General features: G+C 47.7%; 1 protein-coding gene. It reads left to right on the plus strand.

Features of this window, described 5'->3' with window-relative positions:
- On the plus strand, nt 1–3,100 hold a 3,100-nt coding region (locus QHT84_RS14105; protein ID WP_283240215.1), incomplete at both ends, for a T9SS type B sorting domain-containing protein.

The raw sequence follows: 3,100 nt of genomic DNA on the forward strand, positions 1-3,100 counted from the left end.
CGCTTACCGATGTTACGTTCCACACGACTTTAGCGGATGCTCAAAACGATGCCAATGCGATTACATCGGAGACGAGTTATGTAAACCAAACCATTTGGACTCAGACCTTGTATGTACGCGTGGAGACTATCGCTACGGGTTGTTTTGACATTGTAGCATTGAACTTGGTGGTTAACCCGTTACCGAATGTTACCCAGCCGGCGTATCCGCAATATACCTTGTGTGATTACAATGCTCCGATAGGGTATGAGGTATTTGATTTGAACAGTCAGATTGCCAACATTTTGTTAGGTCAGTCGAATATGACCGTTACGTTTTACCCAAGTTTAGCAGCGGCTCAGGCGCAAGCACCGGGTACTTCGATTAATGAGTTGTATCCGACCCTGCAATACACCAATGCCGCTATTTATGTGCAAACTTTAGGGATAGTCATTACCAACGATGCCACAGGTTGTCAAAGCATCTCTACGATGGACATCCGCGTGGTGCCGTTACCGACCCCGATTCCACCGACCCAACCGTATACGATTTGTGACGGCGACCAAGACGGCTTCTCGTGCGACTTTGATTTGAATAGTTTGACAACCGACTTGTTACAAGGAGCGCTTTACAACATTAGCTACCACGAGACGATGACCGATGCGGAGCTTGGCAACAACCCAATTGATTTGACCACGAACTACTGTAATATCAATCCGTTTATCCAGATTATATATTTTAGAGCGGTAGACCCGTTAACCGGCTGTTGGAGTGTTATTCCGATCGTGCTCAATGTAAACCCGGCACCGGTAGCCCCGGTGAACTTGGCTGATATTACGGTTTGTGATTACGATAACAATACCCAAAACGGACAGTTCTTGGTGAATCTGACCATCCGCACGAACGATGTGTTGGCGCAACAACCGTTAGCGGCTTCGAACTATACGGTTACCTACCACGATTCGTTACTCAACGCTCAGAACGACCTGGCCATTAACCCGGCTACGAGCTACTATGCCACCAACGGACAAACCATCTGGGTTCGTGTGGAGGACAACACCACGGGTTGTTACAACATAGGAACATTCTTAGTGGTGATAAACGCCCCATTGTTGCTGACCACTCCGGCACCACTGAGCTTGTGTGATAATGATGCGACACCGAACAATCAGTTTACCGAGTTTGATTTAACGGTAAAAGACGCTGAGATAAGTCAGAACTTAAACGCTTCGGGTTATACGGTAACGTACTATCCGAGTTTGACCGATGCGCAAAACGGCACTAACGTGATTACCACACCAACGGCGTATACCAATACTACAGCTGCGGTGCAAACGTTAGGTGTAGTGGTAACGACTCCGGCACCGGCAAGTTGTCAGAGCATCACGACCTTGGATATCCGCGTACTACCGGTACCGACTCCGAATACGAATCCGGCGCCACTAGCTCCACAGTGTGACAACAACAACCCAGGTGATATGATGGAGGTGTTTGACTTAACGGTCAATGCGGCCTATATTGCCAATGGCGACCCGAATGTAACCTTGCATTATTACCATAACGTGGCTGATGCTTTGGTACCGCAAAACGAGATTCTAAATCCAGGGGCTGCTTTAGTAGCCGGACCGAAGATTATCATACGCGTAGAGAATACCCGAGTGGATTATTTAGGGAATAACTGTTTTGTACTGGTAGAACAACCATTGACGGTGAATCCGTTACCAACGGTGATTCAGCCGTTAGACCCATACAGAATGTGTGATGATGATACCGATGGTATTGCCGACTTTGATTTGAACAATCCGTTGTTGGCACCGGCGATATTGGGAGCGACCCAAAACCCGTCCGACTTTACCATTACGTATTACTTCACGGCGGCTGATGCTGCTACGGGCACTTCCCCGCTAATCTCTCCATATACCAATGTGATTCCGGACAGCCAGGACATCTATATCCGCGTGGTGAACAACGCCACGGGTTGTGTGAACGCTACGGGAATATTGAACTTGGCTGTTGAAGAATACGCTACGGCTACCGGCCCGGTAGTAGTACCGCCACAGTGTGATGATTACAACGACCCGTATGACGGAGTGTACCAATTGGATTTAACCCAGTATGAGGCTTCGATATTAAACGGTCAGGATCCAACGATCTTCTTGGTGAGTTATTACCATACCCAAGCCGATGCCATAGCCGGAACGAATGCTATTCCGCTGGCTGAGGCGCAGGCTTACATCACCCAAGCCGACACTGACCAAATATGGGTGAAGGTAGAGAACAGCAGCAACACCATTACACCGGTGTGTTATGCGCTGACCACTATTGATATTACTATTGTTCGTTATCCGCAACCGGTGCTCAGCACACCAAACGGAGTAACTACGATATGTGTTGACTTTACTACGGGCATCGTAATACGTCCGATAACCATCGACAGTGGTATTGCCAACCCGGCGGATTATACCTTCCAATGGAATGAAGTGGTAGGGGGTGTTTCTACACCGATTCCGGGTGAGACCGGCCCAACGTTGACCATCGATCAGGCTTTAGCTTCGGGTGTGGATGCTACCTATACGGTAGATGTGACCACTGTTAGTCCGACGCAGTGTACTACGACTTCGGATCCGATAACCATTATCCAATCGGGACCTGCAGTGCCGCAAGCCGGAACGATAGGTTACACCATATCCAATGGATTTAGCGATAACCAAATCATCACGGTATTGGTGGAAGGCTACGGTACGTATGAGTACAGTTTGGATGACGGTCCGAGACAAAGCAGCAATGTATTTGAGGGGGTATCGTTATTACCGCATACGATTCACGTTTGGGATACCGAAGGTGGTTTGGCGTACAGTTGTGATGAGTTAGTTATTGAAAATGTACAGTTGATAGACTATCCGCATTATTTTACCCCGAACGGAGACGGCTTCCATGATACGTGGAATGTTAAGGGATTATTTAATTATGCCAATCAAACAAAAATTTATATATTTGACCGCTATGGTAAACTACTCAAACAAATCAGCTCTGCAGGCGATGGTTGGGACGGGACATATAATGGAGTGCCGTTGCCATCAACAGATTACTGGTTTACGGTAGATTATCCGGAACAAGGAGT

This window comes from Flavobacterium sedimenticola, assembly GCF_030053345.1.
In the GTDB taxonomy this organism is placed as follows: domain Bacteria; phylum Bacteroidota; class Bacteroidia; order Flavobacteriales; family Flavobacteriaceae; genus Flavobacterium; species Flavobacterium sedimenticola.